Genomic DNA, 16,437 nt, shown 5'->3' on the forward strand with positions numbered 1-16,437 from the left:
TCTCCCATCTCCCCAAAGGCAACTGGGGACATGAACACCTGTCGATCTTCGTCATGCAGGGCAACGCTTGAGACACGCAACGTAGTGGATCCCCACCGCGGGCGACAGGGCGAACGTACGGAGTGGAACGCATGGCAACGGCAGGCAGGCAGGCAGCAGGCGGGCACGGACAAGGTCAGAGACGCCGAACGGGCGCGCGACGAACTGCGCGACGCGCTCAAGGCGGCGGGAGTGACGTTGCCGTCCCTCGGGCTCGACGCCGCTTCGTGCGTCGGGCCTGCCCCGCTCGCGTTGATCGACTTGGGGCGCTGCAACGTGGCCACCGCCCGCGCGCTCGCCGCCGCTCTCCAGCCCCGGCAGGGGGCGGCGCGATGACCCGACGCGTGTTCCGCTACGTCCCGTTCACCATCGAGCAGGACGCGACGGCAGAGCCGGAGTACGAAGCGCGCTGCGTGTCCGGCGACGAAACCGAGTGCGGGGCCGACTCTGGCACGCACAGCGGCCCGGGGCCGGTCGAGGAGTGGCAGCGCAAGCACACGCAGGAGACCGGGCACCGGCGCTACCGCCGGAACTTCGGCGACTATGCGGTGATACGGCCCCCGGCGGAACTGGCCGGACTCGCGCGGGCGGACGGGGGTACGGCGTGATGTTCGCCCCGACCGTTGAGCGCCCGTGGCGCGATGCGTGGCCCCTGGTCGCGCAGACGGGCGACGGTAACGCGTGGGTGATGGGGGTGTGTTGGCTGTACTGCCGCCGTGAGGGCGTGGCCGTTCTGTGGGTCGGCTCCGTGGCCACGCCCGGGGCGACCGGTGACGTGTACGCCTGTGGTCCCTGCCTCGCGGAGCTTGACCACCTGGTGCGCGTCCAGGCGCACGACCGGGACGGGCACGGCGACCGCGCCGCGCAGTCCGCCACTTTCGCCGTTCCCACCCACGTGCCCCCGCCGCGCGCTCTGCCCGCGGACGGTTCCGGCGGCCGTCACCGGCTACCGCGCCGCAAGCGAGATCCGTACCCCGCGGCTCTACCCAGTCGGGACGACGCGATGACCAGGACCAGGACGTGTGAGCACCGGCAGACCGAGAAGCGCGACGGCAAGACCTACTGCCGGGACTGCAAACGACAGCTCTACCTGTGAAGACTCCGCCCCCTGCCGGGGATGACCTGTTCACGGTTCTCCCACACCACCCCCGGCAGGGGGCGGGCACCACCCCGCCCCGGTTGGATCATCCGCCCGCAACCCTTGGATAGGTCGAGCGCCGACCGGGGTGGGCTCTGCACTACAACCACCGTACGAAGCGATCAAGGAGGAGGCTTGCAGACGAGCCTCGCAGGTACGGAGACCAGCGCACCGGCCCCGTGGGGGCTGGGCCGTATGGCTCCGCTGCGCAACGGTGCTCCCTCGACGTGGCGGTACGCGGGCATCGACCCGGCCACGCAGACCGGCCGATGGGTCGGGGAGGACGGAGCGATGACGCCGGCCGAACTCGGCAAGCACGGTACGAGCGTGAACACCTACCCGCCCACACAGGTCGGCAAGGACGGCAAGGTAGATGCCGACTCCGGCCACGACGCGACGCAGGACTAGGGGGTAATGCCATGGACGGACGCCCGGTGCTGGTCTGCACGGAGTCCGAGGACGCAACCGCTGATCTGGTCATCGCGGAACTGAACCGGCGCCGGGTGCCCGTCCTCCGGTTCGACCCGGGGCGCGACTTCCCGTCGCCCGTGGTACTCGCCGCGCGCCTCGGGGCTGGGGGCACCTCCCGGACGAAGTCTGGGGGAGGATGGGGCGGGCGGCTGACGGTCGGGGCGCGTACGGCCGACCTGTCCGCCGTACGCGCCCTGTACCACCGTCGGCCGAGTCCCTACCCGACGGGGAGCGGCGAGCAGGCGGCCCGGTTCGCCGCGCAGGAGAACCGGCGCGGCCTGGGCGGAGTGCTGGGCGCGCTGCCGGGGTGCCTGTACCTGAGCCACCCGCAGGCCATCGCGCGGGCGGAGTACAAGCCCGCGCAGCTCGACGCGGCGGCCCGGGTAGGGCTCACCGTCCCGGCCACCCTGATCACGAACGATCCGATGGAGGCCAAGGCGTTCTGCGCCGCACAGCCGACCATCTACAAGCCGTTGCACGCGGGGGCGTACGAGGTCGAGGGCGAGCCCGCCGGAATCTGGGCCGCCCCGGTCGAGGGGGGCGAGGTCGACGGCGCGGTGAGCCACAGCGCGCACCTGTTCCAAGCACAGGTGCCCAAGGTGGCGGACGTGCGCGCGGTCGTCGTCGGCGACCAGGTGTTCAGCGCCCGGATCACCGCGCCGCCCGGGGTCGTGGACTGGAGAGCCGAGTACCAGAGCCTCACCTATGAGTCGGTCGCCTGCCCGGACGGGATACGCGGGGCGCTGGTGCGGTTCCTCGCTGCCTTCGGGCTGAACTTCGGTGCCTTCGACTTCGCCGTGACGGCGGACGGCGGATGGTGGTTTCTGGAGTGCAACCCCAATGGCCAATGGGCGTGGCTGGAAGACGCGGCCGGACTGCCGATCACAACCGCAATCGCAGACCTGTTGGAGAACGGAGCGAGTCAGCATGAGTGACCCCATGCCGTCGGAACATCTACGGGCCGACCTCGCGCGGCGCCTGTCCAAGACCGGTGCTTTGCGTAGCCCGGAATGGGAAGCGGCCGTGTTGTCCGTGCCTCGTGAGGCGTTCCTCTCGCGCGGCTGGTTCGAGTACGAAGACGGCGGCTGGTACCGGCCCGCGGCTGGAGAGTCCGCGGAAGGGCTCGCGCGGATCTACGAAGACGACACCCTCGTGACGCAGGTGGCCGGGGGCGTCTTCCCCGACCAGGTCGAGGGGCGCATCGCCGCGGCCCCCTCGTCGTCGTCCACCCTGCCGAGTCTGGTCGTGCGGATGCTCGAAGACCTGCGGGCGACCGAGGGGACGCGCGTTCTGGAGATCGGCACGGGCACGGGCTACTCAACCGCGCTGCTCTGCCATGTCGTCGGCGAGGACAACGTGACCACGGTCGAGGTCGACGCCGAGGTATCCGCCCGCGCCGGGATCGCGCTCGCGGGCGCCGGGTACTGGCCTGCCCGCGTGGTCGGTGACGGACTGGCGGGCCACAAGGAGGGCGGCCCGTATGACCGCGTGATCGCCACGTGCGGCGTGCACACCGTGCCGGCCGACTGGCTCGCGCAGACCCGGCCGGGCGGTGAGGTCCTGGTCACGGTCGGCGGATGGATGCACGCATCCGAACTCGTACGGCTCACGGTCACCAACGACGGAACGGCCAGCGGCCCGGTTCTTGGCGGACAGGTCTCGTTCATGCTGGCCCGCCCCCACTGCCCGCCCCCGCTGGGCATCCTGCCGAACCTCAGCGAGGGCGACGCGGTGCCCGCCGAACTGGGCGCCGATGTGCTCGACGACTGGACCGCCCGGTTCGTCGCGCAGTTCGCCGCGCCGCGCGCACAGCGGCTCACCCTCGAACGGGACGGCCGAACGGAACACGTCGTGATCGACGTGGACGCCGAGACATGGGCGGTTGTCTTCCAAGACGGCGGCCGGTGGATGGTCCGGCAGGACGGCACGGCGCGCCTGTGGGAGGAGATCACGGAGCGTCTTGCACAGTGGCAGGCGGACGGGCGTCCGTCGGCCGACCGTATGCGGCTGCACGTCGGCCCCGACGGGCAACGCCTCACCTGGGCGTGACCGCGAGCTGACACCCCATGCCGCCCCGTCCGTCCGTCGTTCCCCCGTGGCGCACGGGCGGGGCTTCCTGCTACGCGCCCGCGCTCTCGCTGCTGCTGCCCGCTCGCGGGAGGCACCGCGCCACCCTCGCGCTGGAACCGGCGCTCGCCCCGTCTCCGCGACCCCGGCGCACGCTGCCGGAGCACAAGAGCCCGTATGCCCGCGAGGCGGCCGAGAAGCGGCCGTTCGTGGACACCGTCAACCCCGTGCGCCCGTACGTCACCGCACCGCCGCGCAGGCGCCCGGACAACCCGGAACACCGCGCGCAGGCGGAACGGCGCTGGGCGCTCGACATGGCCGCGCGCGGTATCGACGTGGGGCCGTCCGTGATTCACGGCGTGCACGTCGGCGCCGGTACCCGCACGGTCCGGGTGGCGGTGGGAGCGTGAGCGCCGCTGTCTGCTGCCGCTGCGAGCGGCTGACTCTCGCCCCCGTCGCGGTGCGCTACGTCGAGAGGTCGAGCGGTCCGGGGTGGACGCTGTACGCCTGCCCCGACTGCGCGCCGGTGTTGCCTCACCGGTCGGGGCCGCTTTGGGCTTCATAGGTTCGTGTGAAACTCCGCCTCACGGAGGGACGGTTCGACGGAGACGGCTCGACAGCCGGAGGTCTTGACAGAGCGCGGAGCTCAGGGACAGCTGATCCGCGCCAGAGCCCAGTCCGCCATAGCCACCGAGCCCACCGCCGTCTGCGGCTCCACCACCAGCCGGATCGTCCCATGACCGGCGATGGCGAGGTTCACCGGAACCGCGGTGTCACCCCTGCGCAGCACCGGTGACTGCCACAGTCGCGTCCCGTCCCCGTACACCGAGAAGCGCACCGCGCCCCGCCCCAGAGTGCTGTCATCGACGCCGGTCACTGCTTCGAAGGCGCGGCACGAGCGGTTGAGGTCGATGGCGATGGATGAACGGGCCCGGACCGAGATGCCGTGTCCGTACCGGGTGCCGTCGATCGACATCCCCCAGCGCTGCCATAGCCAGCTGCCCGTGCCGACCGTGATCTCCGGCTCCACGCGATGGCCGAACGTCCGGTACGGAAGGCGGTTCACCTGGTAGACGGCGCCCGGGTCCGGGGCCGGTGGTTGTGCCGTTGCCGCCGGCTCCGACGGGGCGGGTGGTGCCGGGGTGGTTTTCGACGGGCTCGGCGTGGGCGCCGGTTCCGTCTGCGGAGTGGTCGCGGGCTCCGGGACGGAGGCCGCGACCCGAGGTTTGGGAACGGTGGCGGGCTCATGCCTGACGACCGGCCCAAACGGGGGCTTGCGCGCCGGGGAGGCCGCTCCGGGCTCGGCGGGGCGCACCGGGTCCTGCGGAGACGTGCTGCCGACTTCCGGTACGACGGGCTGCGCGGCGGGCGGTTTCGCCACCGGCCCGGGCCTGACACTCGGGCGGGAGACCTCGGGAAAGGCGGAGGACAGCGCCCAGACCAGCGCCGCGGTGGCGGCAGCGCCCGCCGCCACCGCGGCAAGACCCGCCTTCACCGGGGCGGCGAGTCCCTCCGCCACCGCGGCACTCCCCGGTGCTGCTCCCGAGGCTCCGCACGCACCGCTGACACCGCCGGCTCCGCCGGACGCCGTACCGCCGCCCGTACCGACGCCGGTTGTGACGACACCGCCCGCTCCGCTTCCGGCGGTGACGACACCGGTCCCGACGGCACCAGCCGAGGCCACCCCGCCGGCCGCGAGCCCGGTGACCTTGATCGAGTAGCCCGCGGCGAACCAGCCGATCACGGCGACTGGCACCACAGCCGGAATCCCCGCGTTGACCTGCTCCAACTCACCCGCTGCCAGTCGGCACCGGGAGCACTCCTCCAGATGCCTGCGCAGTCCGCGCTCCGCGCGCATCCGCAGCCGTCCCCGGGCATACGCCCCCAGACGGTCCGCGTACTGCGCGCAGTCCCCGCCGGAGGTGAGGGAGGCGCTCACATGCGCTTGGAGATAGGCCTGGCGCAGACCTTCGCGTGCCCGGTTGGCGAGGACGGCGGTGGCGTTGGCGCTCAGCCCGAAGAGCGGTGCCACAGCGCCGGGCGACTCCTCCTCGACAGCCGTGTGCCAGAGCACCGCCTGCCAGCGCTCGGGCAGTGAGCGGAAGGCCCGCAGCGCCAGTGACCGCTCGGCCGCCTGCATCGCCCGTACGTCGGCTCCCGGCGTATGCGGGCCGGAGGTTGCGGCGGGGGACGGCTGCGCGGTCTGGTCGGCGAGTGCGGTGCATTCGATGAAGTCGGCGAAGTCGGCGATCAGTTGCTCCCGCTTCGCCGTTCTGGCCCAGTCGGCCGCGACCCGGCGCACAGCGGTCAGCAGATACGCCCGTACCGCGTGTTCGGGCCCGGCTCCGACCCGCACCGCGTGCCAGGTCCGGGCGAACACTTCGGCGGTCAGGTCCTCGGCCGTGTGCTCGTCGCGACAGCAGGTACGGGCGTAGCGGCGCACGGCCTTCGAGTGACGGCGGAACAGCTCCTCGTAGGCGCTGATGTCGCCCTTGCCGTTGACTCCGCCGTCCCGCAGCCGCTTGAGCAACTCCGCATCGGACGGAGGCAGGCCGATCGCCCGGGTCGCGGTCTCAGGGGCGCCCCCCGGCCGGTCCGTCCCCGTCCGCGCACCGCGCTGCGGTGGTACGGCGGGCTTCGCCTGCCGTACCTGCCTGCCCTCACCGGCGGCCCCGCCCGCGCGCGGACGACCCGGCCCGCCCTGGCTGGGGATGCCTCCGTGGCGCGGTCGGCCCGCCCCCGGCTCGTTCGCACCGCCGAGTGGTTCGTCGCGACCGTCAACACTCATCGAGGAATCCCCCATACACCCCATAACCCGAACATCGGCTCAGAGTGCCAGAGAACAACCATGGTCAGGACTTATCGGCCGGACAACCACCCATCCGGGTGGATTATCGGGACGAACCACGGGTGATGAGGCGCAGCGGCGACCCGCCGTGACGTGTCGACGGGGCTGTGGTGTCCGGTGCTCGGCGGTGACAACGGGGAGAGGGCCGCCGGTGCCCACCCCACGGTGCTCACGACCCGGCGGCGACCCCTCCTCCGGCTACATCGGCCGCGACCGAAGCCCCTCCAGCAGGATGTCCAGCAGCCGGGCCGAAGCAGCCGCCTGCTGAGCCGCGTCCGGAAGCGACGGCGCGGCCGTGGCTATCACCAGCAGCACATCGGCCACCGTGACATCGCGCCTCAGCTCGCCCGCGCCCCGGGCGCGGTCCACCAGCTGCCCGACGACCTCCAGCAGCTCTCCGGCGCCGGCGTCATCCGGATCGGCCGACTGCCGGTCGACGGACTGCCGTGTTCCGGTCGCCCCGGAGCCCGCACGCGGATCGGGCTGCTCGTCGTGCCTGACATGCGCCTCGAAGCTCTGCCGCTGCTGCGGCACCCTCGGCTCGGAGCCCACGCTTCCCGCCTGCTCGCAGTCGTCCCGGCGAGCATCCTGCCCGCCGGCGCCGATGACGTCCGGGACGACCGTCGAGTCGTCCACGTCCACACCGACCCGCAGCACGTGCGGCGGCAGCAGCCGGCCCGCACCCGAGGCGACGGAGGTCCGCAGGAAGCGGGAGAGTGCCGACCACGGCTCCTCCTCCTGCCCCAGTGCGGCGCGTGCCTGCTCGGTGAGCCGGGAGGTCTCCTCCTCGGCGATCCGCCGTACCAGCACGTCCTTGCTCGGGAAGCGCCGGTAGACAGTGCCGACGCCCACACGCGCCCGGCGCGCCACGTCCTCCATCGGCGCGCCGTATCCCAGCTCGCCGAACACCTCGCGAGCGGCCCGCAGCACATGCTCGAGATTGCGTTGTGCGTCCACCCGCAGCGGTGACGCCCGCCGCGCTCCCGCGCCGATGCCGCCTCCGGCCAGAGAGCCGCCGAGCGCCCCCGTGGCACCGGCGGAACCCGCCGCGGCCATTGTCCCGGTCCCGGCGCCCGTTCCCGCGCCTACTCCCATGCCCGCGCCTGCCGCAGTGCTCGCGACCGGTCCAGCCACGGAGCGTCCGTTGCCGTCGGAAGTGACAGCGGTCTGCCAATGCGCGTCCTGAATATGCATATTTGTTCCCCCGGTAATGATTGGTGTCTCCCCCCGGAGACGCCCTCCCCTGGCTGCCGGGGTGAATAGGACCAGTCACCGTCCTGTCCCCCGGCGATGTACGAACATAGTTGAGTCGCGGTCAATTCAGAAGGGGCTCTTCCGCACGGTGTGCCCCCCGATCGGAGCAAGAGCCGGAACGTTCCCGATTCCCTCCGCTCCCCCTACCCTCCACACCCATCCTGACCTGGACATTTTCCCCTATACTCGCAAATCGGACCAGTGGTGTCGGCTTGAATCTCCGGTCACACAATTTGACGAGCCTGTGGACAAACTCCTGATGCCGTTGCGTCATGGGATGGTGAAGGCTGCATACAACCGGGACGCGACCCCCGGCACTTCGCCGCGCACCCGCATCCTCGTCGTCGGCGGAGGCTACGTGGGGATGTACACCGCGCTTCGCCTCCAGAAGAGACTCAGGGGCGAGCTGGACCGCGGTGAGATCGAGATCCTCGTGGTCACCCATGAGCCCTACATGACCTACCAGCCGTTCCTGCCCGAAGCCGCCGCGGGGAACATCTCGCCGCGCCATGTCGTCGTCCCGCTCCGCCGTGTCCTGGAACGATGCACCCTCCTCATCGGTGAGGCCAGGGCCGTCGACCACGCCAAGCGCACCGCGACCGTCACCACCCTCGCCGCGGACGACGACGGGACGGGTCCGGTCGAGATCGGCTACGACGAGTTGATCATCGCTCCCGGCTCGATCTCGCGCACCCTCCCCGTCCCCGGCCTCGCCGCCTACGGAATCGGCTTCAAGTCGGTCGAGGAGGCCATCGGCCTGCGCAACCACGTCATCGAGCAGATGGACATCGCCTCGTCCACCCGGGAACCGGCCTTGCGCGACGCCGCCCTCACCTTCATGGTCGTCGGCGGCGGTTTCGCGGGTGTCGAGGCGCTCGGCGAGCTGGAGGACATGGCCCGTTACGCCACGCGCTACTACCACAACATCAAGCCGAGCGACATGAAATGGGTCCTGGTGGAGGCGAGCGGCCGCATCCTCCCCGAAGTCGGCGAGGAGATGGGCACGTACACCGTGCGGGAGCTGCGCCGCCGCAACATCGACGTACGGCTGGAGACCCGGCTGGAGTCGTGCGAGAACCGTGTCGCCGTCCTCAGCGACGGCAGTCGCTTCCCCACCCGCACCGTCGTGTGGACCGCGGGCGTCAAGCCCGCGCCCGTCCTCGCCGAGACCGACCTGCCGCTCAACGAACACGGCCGTCTCAAGTGCACCCCGCAGCTCACCGTCGAGGGCGTCGAACACGCCTGGGCGGCCGGTGACGCGGCCGCCGTACCCGACGTGACGTCCTCGGTGCCCGGCACGGTGACGGCTCCGAACGCCCAGCACGCAGTCCGCCAGACCAAGGTGCTCGCCGAGAACATCATCGCCTCGCTGCGCGGACAGCCACTCAAGGAGTACGCACACGCATACGTCGGCTCCGTGGCATCGCTGGGGCTGCACAAGGGCGTCGCCCACGTGTACGGGCGCAAGCTCAAGGGGTATCCCGCATGGCTGATGCACCGCGTGTACCACCTCAGCCGGATGCCCACGCTCAACCGGAAGGCGCGCATTCTGGCGGAGTGGACTCTTTCCGGGCTCTTCACGAGGGAGATCGTCTCGCTCGGCTCACTCGAACACCCCCGCGCGGAGTTCGAACTCGCCGCTGGTGCCGTTCCCTCCAAACCCCTGACACGCCGACATGAGGATCCGCCCGTTCTCGGCAAGAGCCGAGGCAAGAGCCGGGGGAGGAGCCGTGGTGAGAGCGGTGGGAAGGGTAGCCAAGGAGCACGGACGAGTGAGGATCGCGCGGAGGATTGACCCTTCTGCCGGTGCGGTCGGCCACACTGTGCGTGTGACGATAGGCGCGCCGAGACCTGCTAGTGATGGAGTATCGGCGCGACCCGCGTGAGCCGCGACTGAACGGAGAGCCCCGTCCCCGTGGTGGGATGCCCCACGACGACCAGTAGACCAGCACCCGCCACGCTGCTACCCGAGACGATCAGCACAAGAACACGCGAGGCTTGAGAATCCGTGAACTTCACGCGTTGGAGCGCCCGGCTCCCCGGCACGCAGCGTCGCGCGGCAGCGCGGATCGACCGCGGCTCCGTGCCCGCGGCCCGCGGTGAGTACGACCGGCGACCCGAGCCGCCGTCCCCGAACTCCGATGCCCGCGATGCTTCGGATGCCTCCGACGCCGGGGCAGCGTCGAACGCTGCCGCGAGCAACGAGAGCACTGGGGGCGCCGGCAGCGGACGCACGGGCGGTGGGGCCGAGACCCACGAGTCGCACGGGACACCCACGCTGGAGCAGTTCGCCGTACGGGAGCTGCTCGGCCGCCTCCCCGCGCTCGTCGCCCTCGTCCACGGCCCGGAGCACCGCATCGCGTACCTCAACGACGCGTACACCGCGGCCTTCGGCCGGCGCCCCACCGGCGCCCCGGTCGCCGAGGCATGTCCCGAGATTGTGCAGCTGGGACTGCTGCCGCTGATGGACCAGGTCCTGCGCAGCGGCAAGCAGCGCACCGTGAAGTCCCGCCGGGTACAGGGGGGAGGTTCGTACACGATCACCTGCCTGCCGGCCGCCGCCCTCGCTCCTGCTCTCGCCCCCGGTCACGACAGCGGCGTCCTTGTGTTCGCTGCCGACGTCACCGACCACGCCGAAGCCGCCGAGCGACTGCGCGCCAGCGAGCGCCGCCACCGCGAGACCGCGGTCACCCTCCAGCGCTCGCTGCTCCCGCAGGAGCTCGAACAGCCCGACGACCTGCGAATCGCCGCCGAGTACCGCCCGGGCGGCACGGACGCCGCGGTCGGCGGCGACTGGTACGACGTGATCACTCTCGGTGCCGGACGCACGGCCCTGGTCATCGGAGACGTCATGGGCCGCGGCGTACGAGCGGCGGCCGTCATGGGACAACTGCGCACGGCCGTCCGCGCCTACGCCCGGCTCGACCTGCCGCCGCACGAGGTGCTCCAACTGCTCGACGGACTGGCCTCCGAGATCGACGCCACCCAGATCGCCACCTGTGTGTACGCCGTCCACGACCCCAACGAGGGCTGTCTCGTGTACGCGTCGGCCGGCCATCTGCCGATCCTCGTACGGGACGCGGACGGTGTGGTGCACCGTGCGGAGGAACCGACCGGCCCCCCACTCGGCACGGGTGGCTGGCTGCATACGTCCGGCACGATGCCGCTGCCTCCCGGCTCTCTCGCCGTGCTCTACACGGACGGCCTGGTCGAGCGTCGCGGCGAGGACATCTACCAGGGCGTGGCAGCCCTGGAGCAGGCGCTCGCGGGCGCCAGCGGCACTCCGCAGGTGGTCTGCGACCGGCTGATCCGCTCCCTCGGAGTGACCGCTGAGCACGACGACGACGTCGCCGTGCTCGTCCTGCAGCACCCCACCCGCGCGGGAGCGGACGCCGAGCTCTTCCACAACGCCGCCCTGGAGCTGCTCGGCGGTATCGAAGCCGCGCCCCGCGCCCGAGCCTTCGCCTCCGGGGTGCTCGCCTCCTGGCGCTTCCCGGTGGAGCTGTGCGATCTGGGGGTGCTCGCGGCCAGCGAACTCGTCGCCAACTCGCTCCAGCACGGCACACCACCCATGCGGCTGCGACTGCGCCGCACCGACCGGCGCCTGATCATCGAGGTGACGGACGGCGACGACCACCTGCCGCGCCGGCGCCGCGCCGAATCGGAGGACGAGGCGGGCCGCGGTATCTCGATCGTCGCGACGATCGCCTCGTCCTGGGGCAGTCGCCGTACTCCGGGCGGCGGCAAGGCGGTGTGGTGCGAGTTCGCCCTGCCGGACCAGCCCGACCAGCCCGATCACCCGGATGGGACCGCTTAGGGCGTGTTGCGAAAGTCCCTCCTGACCCGCGACGCCTGGCACGCACGCTCGCTGCGTTGTCGGAGTCATCCACGTACGTCCAGTACGGGGATGATCCTCCGCCTTGCGATCGCACGCACCAGACGCCGCAGGCCCCGCCCTGCGGGCGGACGGAGCTACTTTCGCAACACGCCCTAGTTCCCGTATTAGTTCCCGTAGTTCCTGACCGGGCGTTCCTGCACAGCGGTTCCTGTTCGGGTGATCTTCGAGGATCAGCCCGGACAGGACCTATGCGGCGGCCTCGACGCTCTTCCGGTGCTCTTGCCTGTCACGGCTCTCGTGGGGAGGCGTGCGCTGCGCCACGATCCGCGACCTGGCGGCGAGGGCCGGATGGTCCTGCCCGAGAGTGAGCCGCTTGCCCAGGCGCAGCGCCAGTGCGGTGATGCCGAGTGAGAAGAGCACGAAGGTCACGATGTACGGACCGTGCAGCGTGGCGCCCATCGGACCGCCGACGGCCGGCCCCACAGCCAGCGCCAGCTGCTTGACCAGAGCGAACGCCGAGTTGTACTGCCCGACCATCGATTCCGGTGCCAGATCGGCGACCATCGGCGCCACGGTCGGCGACAACATCGCCTCACCGAGCCCGAAGAGTCCGTATGTCGCGATGAACGCGGCAGCCGCCATGGCCTGGCTGCCCTGTCCGAGACCGGCGTACCCCGCGAGCAGCCAGGCGACCGCCCAGAGCAGGCCGACGGCGGCGATCACCCGGCTGCGGCGATGCCGCTCGACGTACCTCAGGACGAGGAACTGCGCGATCACGATCACCGCGGTGTTCGCGGCGAGGGCGTAGCCCAGCGTCTCAGGGCCGATGCCGGCCGCCTCCGTGCCATAGGCCGCGAGCCCGGACTCGAACTGTCCGTAGCAGGCGAAGAAGAGGACGAAGCCCAGCACGCACAACTGGACCATGGCCCGGTGCCCGAGCAGCGCCCGGAGCCCGACCCTGGACTTGGCATCCGCGTCCTGGGGCAGCGCGCCACGGAGCGCCGGTGAGTCGGGCAGCCGGACGGTCGCCGCGAGCGCGGCCAGTACGGCGAACATCGCGGCCTCGACACCGAAGAGCAGGATGAAGCTGTCCGGCCTGCTCTGGTCCACGATCTGGCCGCCGATCAGCCCGCCGACCCCGAGTCCCAGATTCTGGAGGAAGAACTGCGTCGCGAAGGCGCGGGTGCGAGCGGAGGGTGTGGAGCACCAGACGATCATGGTGGCCAGGGCGGGTTGCATCACGGCCGTGCCCGCGCCGAGCACTGCCGCCGACAGCACGGCCGTCGCCACGCTCCCGGAGAGGCCCATGCCCATGGCGCCGGCCGAGGCGAGCAGTGAGGCCACGACCACCACGGGCAGTGGGCCTCTGCGGTCGATGGCCCGCCCGGTGAAGGGCAGCACGACCAGCGCGGCCATGGCGAACACGGCGAGTACGGCACCCGCCGTCGTGGCACCGAGGCCGCGCACCTGGGCCACGTACACATAGAGATACGGAACCGTGAAGCCGAGCCCGAACGCGCTCAGCGCGTTCCCCGTCTGGATCCGGCGCAGCGCGGCGCCCCTCACCCTGGTCACACTCACCTACCTCGGTCTGGTTGGAATCGGGAGGACTGAAACTTCAAGACTTCGAATCTAAAGTTAAGGCCTTAACAGTACACATCGAAGGACTTAGAAGCCAACCGGAGTCATGGGATAGTGGCGCCATGCCCGACACCCCCGACCGTCCTGGCCGCGTGCAACGCCGAGCCAAGACCGCACCCGGCTCCTCGCAGCAGGCGGAGCAGCTCCCGCAGGAGCCGAGCCTCGATGAGCAGATCGCCGCGTATCAGCGGGAGTTCAGGGACCTCGACCCTCAGGTCGAGAAAGTCGTCTCCGCCCTCGGCAGGCTCAACCGCCGGATGAACGTCGCGTACGGGCGCCAGGTCGCGACCCTCGGCATCAGCAACGCCGAGTGGGAGGTCCTGAAGACCCTCGTCCTTTCGGGCGAGCCCTACCGCCTCGGCCCTGGTGAACTCGCCAAGCGCCTCGGACTCACCCCGGCCGCCATGACCCACCGCATCGACCGCATGGCGAGCGAGGGCCTGGTAACCCGCGACCGCGACGAGAACAACCGGGTGCGTGTCATCGTCGAGCTGACGGACGTAGGACGCACGAAGTGGCTTGAGGCGATGCGCATGGCATCCGACTTCGAGGAAGAGCTGCTGCAGGACCTGTCGAGCGAAGAGCGCGGGGTTCTGGGCGAGGTGCTGATCCGCCTGCTGCGCCGTGTGGAGAACACCCTGCCGGACGCCGGCGGCCGGCTGAGCGACCTGGAGTAGATGAGCGGCCGGGTCAGGTTGACACGTCCATGGGCGATCCGTAGGGTTCTTCGAGTTGTCACGGAGCCGGTACGGCGCCGCGGCGACCATCCCGCCGCGAACAGTGGCAACCAAACTCCGAACGACTCCCATCCGGGATGGATTTCGCATGTCGAAATTCATTTCGAAAGGCTCGATTATGAGCCGCTCGGGAAATCCGCTAGAGTTTGAGCGTCGGAACGGCCGCGAGGCCGGGAAGGCAAACCCTCTCTGACTGGGAGTCGGGCCCGAAAGGATCTGATAGAGTCGGAAACGCCGGAAAGGGAAATCGCGAAAGCGAAAGAACGGCCCGGCAGCCCGCTCAAGCGGGTGGCGGAAACGGAAATCGGATCTGCTAAGCTGGAAACACCGAAGGGAAGCGCCCGGAGGAAAGCCTCGGAGAATGTTCCGTGGGTGAGTACGAAGGAAGCGTCCGTTCCTTGAGAACTCAACAGCGTGCCAAAAATCAACGCCAGATTAGTTGATACCCCGTCCATCCGGTTCGGATGGTCGAGGTTCCTTTGAAAAAACACAGCGAGGACGCTGTGTGCGATCGGGACTATTCCTCCTGGTCGCACCGCTCTCGTGGTGTTCGCCCCGATTACGGGGAAGCATTCACGGAGAGTTTGATCCTGGCTCAGGACGAACGCTGGCGGCGTGCTTAACACATGCAAGTCGAACGATGAAGCCTTTCGGGGTGGATTAGTGGCGAACGGGTGAGTAACACGTGGGCAATCTGCCCTGCACTCTGGGACAAGCCCTGGAAACGGGGTCTAATACCGGATACCACTCTCCTCCGCATGGGGGAGGGTTGAAAGCTCCGGCGGTGCAGGATGAGCCCGCGGCCTATCAGCTTGTTGGTGGGGTGATGGCCTACCAAGGCGACGACGGGTAGCCGGCCTGAGAGGGCGACCGGCCACACTGGGACTGAGACACGGCCCAGACTCCTACGGGAGGCAGCAGTGGGGAATATTGCACAATGGGCGAAAGCCTGATGCAGCGACGCCGCGTGAGGGATGACGGCCTTCGGGTTGTAAACCTCTTTCAGCAGGGAAGAAGCGAGAGTGACGGTACCTGCAGAAGAAGCGCCGGCTAACTACGTGCCAGCAGCCGCGGTAATACGTAGGGCGCGAGCGTTGTCCGGAATTATTGGGCGTAAAGAGCTCGTAGGCGGCTTGTCGCGTCGGATGTGAAAGCCCGGGGCTTAACTCCGGGTCTGCATTCGATACGGGCAGGCTAGAGTGTGGTAGGGGAGATCGGAATTCCTGGTGTAGCGGTGAAATGCGCAGATATCAGGAGGAACACCGGTGGCGAAGGCGGATCTCTGGGCCATTACTGACGCTGAGGAGCGAAAGCGTGGGGAGCGAACAGGATTAGATACCCTGGTAGTCCACGCCGTAAACGTTGGGAACTAGGTGTTGGCGACATTCCACGTCGTCGGTGCCGCAGCTAACGCATTAAGTTCCCCGCCTGGGGAGTACGGCCGCAAGGCTAAAACTCAAAGGAATTGACGGGGGCCCGCACAAGCAGCGGAGCATGTGGCTTAATTCGACGCAACGCGAAGAACCTTACCAAGGCTTGACATATACCGGAAACGGCCAGAGATGGTCGCCCCCTTGTGGTCGGTATACAGGTGGTGCATGGCTGTCGTCAGCTCGTGTCGTGAGATGTTGGGTTAAGTCCCGCAACGAGCGCAACCCTTGTTCTGTGTTGCCAGCATGCCCTTCGGGGTGATGGGGACTCACAGGAGACTGCCGGGGTCAACTCGGAGGAAGGTGGGGACGACGTCAAGTCATCATGCCCCTTATGTCTTGGGCTGCACACGTGCTACAATGGCCGGTACAAAGAGCTGCGAAGCCGCGAGGCGGAGCGAATCTCAAAAAGCCGGTCTCAGTTCGGATTGGGGTCTGCAACTCGACCCCATGAAGTCGGAGTTGCTAGTAATCGCAGATCAGCATTGCTGCGGTGAATACGTTCCCGGGCCTTGTACACACCGCCCGTCACGTCACGAAAGTCGGTAACACCCGAAGCCGGTGGCCCAACCCCTTGTGGGAGGGAGCTGTCGAAGGTGGGACTGGCGATTGGGACGAAGTCGTAACAAGGTAGCCGTACCGGAAGGTGCGGCTGGATCACCTCCTTTCTAAGGAGCATTTCTTACCGGCTTCGGTCGGTCAGAGGCCAGAACATCGGCGAACGTCCGATGCTGGTTGCTCATGGGTGGAACGTTGATTATTCGGCATACTCGGTCGGGTTCTCTTCCCAGTACTGCTCTTCGGAGCGTGGAACGGTTGAGGGTTTGGCGGGGATGTCGGGCGCGCTGTTGGGTGTCTGAGGGTGCGAGCGTTGCTCGTCCTTCGGGTTGCCGGCCCCAGTGAACTCGCTGTTGCTCAGCGGGGTGGTGGGTGGCTGGTCGTTGCTTGAGAACTGCACAGTGGACGCGAGCATC

At 69.2% G+C, this 16,437-nt stretch carries 14 protein-coding genes and 1 rRNA gene; 11 read left to right on the top strand and 4 right to left on the bottom strand.

What is annotated here, in order from left to right; translation table 11 throughout:
* The first annotated feature begins 84 nt into the window (after positions 1 to 84).
* From V1460_RS02460 to V1460_RS02490, 7 genes are all read left to right on the top strand, one after another.
* Positions 85 to 375: a hypothetical protein gene (locus V1460_RS02460; RefSeq protein WP_338671835.1), complete on the top strand. Its 291-nt coding sequence runs from the start codon at positions 85 to 87 to the stop codon at positions 373 to 375.
* On the top strand, positions 372 to 647 hold the full coding sequence (locus V1460_RS02465; RefSeq protein WP_338671837.1) for a hypothetical protein: 276 nt from the start codon (positions 372 to 374) through the stop codon (positions 645 to 647). Before V1460_RS02460 ends, V1460_RS02465 begins: the two co-directional genes overlap by 4 nt.
* Positions 648 to 763: 116 nt before the next feature.
* Entirely contained in the window at positions 764 to 1,135 is a 372-nt protein-coding gene (locus V1460_RS02470; protein WP_338671839.1) for a hypothetical protein, read from the top strand.
* A gap of 177 nt (positions 1,136 to 1,312) precedes the next feature.
* The gene (tgmA, locus tag V1460_RS02475; protein WP_338671841.1) at positions 1,313 to 1,585 is read left to right on the top strand and encodes a putative ATP-grasp-modified RiPP; all 273 of its coding nucleotides are present in this window, start codon (positions 1,313 to 1,315) and stop codon (positions 1,583 to 1,585) included.
* A gap of 11 nt (positions 1,586 to 1,596) precedes the next feature.
* On the top strand, positions 1,597 to 2,583 hold the full coding sequence (gene tgmB, locus V1460_RS02480) for an ATP-grasp ribosomal peptide maturase (RefSeq protein WP_338671842.1): 987 nt from the start codon (positions 1,597 to 1,599) through the stop codon (positions 2,581 to 2,583).
* Positions 2,576 to 3,697, top strand: a complete 1,122-nt coding sequence (tgmC, locus tag V1460_RS02485; protein WP_338671844.1) for an ATP-grasp peptide maturase system methyltransferase — start codon at positions 2,576 to 2,578, stop codon at positions 3,695 to 3,697. Before tgmB ends, tgmC begins: the two co-directional genes overlap by 8 nt.
* A gap of 17 nt (positions 3,698 to 3,714) precedes the next feature.
* Positions 3,715 to 4,125 (top strand): hypothetical protein, encoded by a 411-nt coding sequence (locus V1460_RS02490; protein WP_338671845.1) that lies wholly within the window; start codon positions 3,715 to 3,717, stop codon positions 4,123 to 4,125.
* Positions 4,126 to 4,361: 236 nt separating this feature from the next.
* Here V1460_RS02490 and V1460_RS02495 read toward each other — a convergent pair whose 3' ends face one another.
* A complete protein-coding gene (locus V1460_RS02495; RefSeq protein ID WP_338671847.1) occupies positions 4,362 to 6,503 on the bottom strand; it encodes a sigma-70 family RNA polymerase sigma factor in 2,142 nt (713 codons plus the stop codon).
* 258 nt (positions 6,504 to 6,761) lie between these two features.
* A complete protein-coding gene (locus V1460_RS02500; RefSeq protein WP_338671849.1) occupies positions 6,762 to 7,757 on the bottom strand; it encodes a helix-turn-helix domain-containing protein in 996 nt (331 codons plus the stop codon).
* Between the two features lie 337 nt (positions 7,758 to 8,094).
* Here V1460_RS02500 and V1460_RS02505 point away from each other — a divergent pair, with 337 nt between their 5' ends.
* Both V1460_RS02505 and V1460_RS02510 read left to right on the top strand, forming a co-directional pair.
* Positions 8,095 to 9,612 carry an NAD(P)/FAD-dependent oxidoreductase gene (locus V1460_RS02505; protein ID WP_338671850.1) on the top strand — a complete coding sequence of 506 codons (1,518 nt, stop codon included), beginning with the start codon at positions 8,095 to 8,097 and terminating at the stop codon, positions 9,610 to 9,612.
* A 213-nt stretch (positions 9,613 to 9,825) separates the two neighbouring features.
* Entirely contained in the window at positions 9,826 to 11,634 is a 1,809-nt protein-coding gene (locus V1460_RS02510) for an ATP-binding SpoIIE family protein phosphatase (protein ID WP_338671851.1), read from the top strand.
* Between the two features lie 267 nt (positions 11,635 to 11,901).
* Here the strand turns inward: V1460_RS02510 and V1460_RS02515 are convergent, their stop codons facing one another.
* The gene (locus V1460_RS02515) at positions 11,902 to 13,230 is read right to left on the bottom strand and encodes an MFS transporter (RefSeq protein WP_338671852.1); all 1,329 of its coding nucleotides are present in this window, start codon (positions 13,228 to 13,230) and stop codon (positions 11,902 to 11,904) included.
* Between the two features lie 128 nt (positions 13,231 to 13,358).
* Here V1460_RS02515 and V1460_RS02520 point away from each other — a divergent pair, with 128 nt between their 5' ends.
* Complete coding sequence (locus V1460_RS02520; protein ID WP_338671853.1) at positions 13,359 to 13,973, top strand: MarR family transcriptional regulator; 615 nt, start codon at positions 13,359 to 13,361, stop codon at positions 13,971 to 13,973.
* Positions 13,974 to 14,605: 632 nt separating this feature from the next.
* Positions 14,606 to 16,131, top strand: a 16S ribosomal RNA gene (locus V1460_RS02525).
* 89 nt (positions 16,132 to 16,220) lie between these two features.
* On the opposite strand, the gene V1460_RS02530 is transcribed toward V1460_RS02525, so the two are convergent.
* Entirely contained in the window at positions 16,221 to 16,436 is a 216-nt protein-coding gene (locus V1460_RS02530) for a hypothetical protein (protein WP_338671855.1), read from the bottom strand.
* Position 16,437 lies beyond the last annotated feature (1 nt).

It is taken from the genome of Streptomyces sp. SCSIO 30461 (assembly GCF_037023745.1).
Lineage (GTDB): Bacteria > Actinomycetota > Actinomycetes > Streptomycetales > Streptomycetaceae > Streptomyces.

What these genes read in the sequence shown, in the direction of transcription:
- V1460_RS02465 (WP_338671837.1), top strand. Translation starts at nt 372, where the DNA reads ATGACCCGACGCGTGTTCCGCTACGTCCCGTTCACCATCGAGCAGGAC.
- tgmB (WP_338671842.1), top strand. Translation starts at nt 1,597, where the DNA reads ATGGACGGACGCCCGGTGCTGGTCTGCACGGAGTCCGAGGACGCAACC.
- tgmC (WP_338671844.1), top strand. Translation starts at nt 2,576, where the DNA reads ATGAGTGACCCCATGCCGTCGGAACATCTACGGGCCGACCTCGCGCGG.
- V1460_RS02490 (WP_338671845.1), top strand. Translation starts at nt 3,715, where the DNA reads ATGCCGCCCCGTCCGTCCGTCGTTCCCCCGTGGCGCACGGGCGGGGCT.
- V1460_RS02495 (WP_338671847.1), bottom strand. Translation starts at nt 6,503, where the DNA reads ATGAGTGTTGACGGTCGCGACGAACCACTCGGCGGTGCGAACGAGCCG.
- V1460_RS02500 (WP_338671849.1), bottom strand. Translation starts at nt 7,757, where the DNA reads ATGCATATTCAGGACGCGCATTGGCAGACCGCTGTCACTTCCGACGGC.
- V1460_RS02505 (WP_338671850.1), top strand. Translation starts at nt 8,095, where the DNA reads ATGGTGAAGGCTGCATACAACCGGGACGCGACCCCCGGCACTTCGCCG.
- V1460_RS02520 (WP_338671853.1), top strand. Translation starts at nt 13,359, where the DNA reads ATGCCCGACACCCCCGACCGTCCTGGCCGCGTGCAACGCCGAGCCAAG.
- V1460_RS02530 (WP_338671855.1), bottom strand. Translation starts at nt 16,436, where the DNA reads ATGCTCGCGTCCACTGTGCAGTTCTCAAGCAACGACCAGCCACCCACC.